Source organism: Mesorhizobium sp. M0816, assembly GCF_040320005.1.
Taxonomy (GTDB): domain Bacteria; phylum Pseudomonadota; class Alphaproteobacteria; order Rhizobiales; family Rhizobiaceae; genus Mesorhizobium.
This window is the reverse complement of record NZ_JAMYOT010000090.1, coordinates 1-1490: the sequence shown is the minus strand read 5'-3', so window position 1 is coordinate 1490 and position 1490 is coordinate 1. Positions and strand designations below refer to the sequence as shown.

Sequence of the window (1490 nt, the reverse complement as noted above, 5' to 3'; positions counted from 1 at the left end):
TCCAGCCGCTTGTATCTCACATGAGAATGCAGCCTCGAGCAGCGCAAATCAGCAGTTAGTGCGGGTCACGCATCCGTTTCATCCTCTATTCGCACGGCAGTTGCCCTGTGTCGGCCGGCGATACAACCGTCATGGCGAACGCCTTTTGCTGCAGGCTGACGATACCGCTGTTTGGTCTGTCCCCCCGCAATGGACTGATCTTGTGAGCCCGGATCCGGAAGTCGTCATGGGCAATGGGCGAGCGCTTTTGCGGGTCGCCGACTTGATGGAACTGGTCGATCTGGTGGGTCGCCTTTCCGGCAAATCGGCGACGCGATCACGCGGCAATCTGTAAAGAACAATTATACCGCATCTGTAAAGCGGATTACGCCGCAAACGGGATTTGAGTGAACGACAATGCCTGCTAATGGAGCCTAACAGCAGATATGAATGACGAATACAGTCTTGACGCGGTCACGCAAAGCGGCGTAATTTTATTTACGTTAATACCGCTTCACGCCGGAGCCAGCGATGTCTGTCAAGTACGACAGCAAGCGATCAAAGACCGATGTCCTCATCGAAGAGGGCACCTTCAATCCAAGCCCGGACAAGGTGCGCGATCCGAAGTTCCGGGCCAGCGAGTTCTTCGATCCGCACGACACTGTGCAGGTCAGATACGAGATGCTGCGTCGCGTCTCCATCGACAAGGTGTCGGTGACGGACGCCTCCGACGAGTATGGCGTTTCCAGGCCGACCTACTACCAGGCCAAGGCGAACTTCGACACGGCCGGGATTGCCGGACTGGTGCCGGCAAAGCCGGGCCCCCGCGGTCCCCACAAGATCGACGACGAAGTCCTGGCATTCCTGCAGGCGCGGCTGGTCCCCGGCGAACCCGTTCGCGCTCGGGAGCTGGCGCAGCTGGTCCGCCGCGTACTCGATATCGAACTTCATCCCAGAACGATCGAGCGGGCATTAAAAAAAACCGGCAGGTGAACATTGCAGCGACATCAGCATGTTCGATCCGGTCGTCGGCTATTGCGGCCCAGTACGAGGTACTGCGCGGGGCAGCTCTCGGCGACGCGCTGCCGCTCAAGGCCCGTAGTGGCCTCCTGCTCTTTCTGCGCCGGGGCATGTGGGGATGGGCCAAGGCGCTGACCCCAACAGCAAGCTCGCCTCGAGAGCAGATTTATCCATCGTCAGCCGCCTGGCCGGCGCACGGCGGACACAGCGCCATCGTTCACGTCCTTGCGACGATCGCCATGAGCATCCACGACCGGAGGTCACCATGAATGCACATCTCAAAGTCCAGTCTCATCACCTTGAACGCGGCGCCTACCTGTACATCCGCCAGTCTTCGATGCGGCAAGTCGTCGAGAACGCCGAAAGCGCCAGGCGCCAATATGCGCTTCGTGGGCGCGCTGTCGCCCTCGGCTGGCGCGACGAGCAGATTATCGTCATCGATAACGATCAGGGCGAGTCCGGCGCATCGGCGGCCTGGCGCGAGGGGGTTC

2 protein-coding genes and 1 pseudogene are annotated in these 1490 nt (G+C 60.2%); all 3 read left to right on the top strand.

The features are described from left to right. A partial coding sequence (locus NKI17_RS36780; protein ID WP_352907939.1) for a DUF5372 family protein occupies nt 1–334 on the top strand: 334 nt, incomplete at its 5' end. A gap of 176 nt (nt 335–510) precedes the next feature. Further along, entirely contained in the window at nt 511–972 is a 462-nt protein-coding gene (locus NKI17_RS36775) for a helix-turn-helix domain-containing protein (RefSeq protein WP_352907938.1), read from the top strand. Nucleotides 973–1264: 292 nt separating this feature from the next. Next, nucleotides 1265–1490: pseudogene (locus NKI17_RS36770) on the top strand (recombinase family protein); the annotation flags it as partial.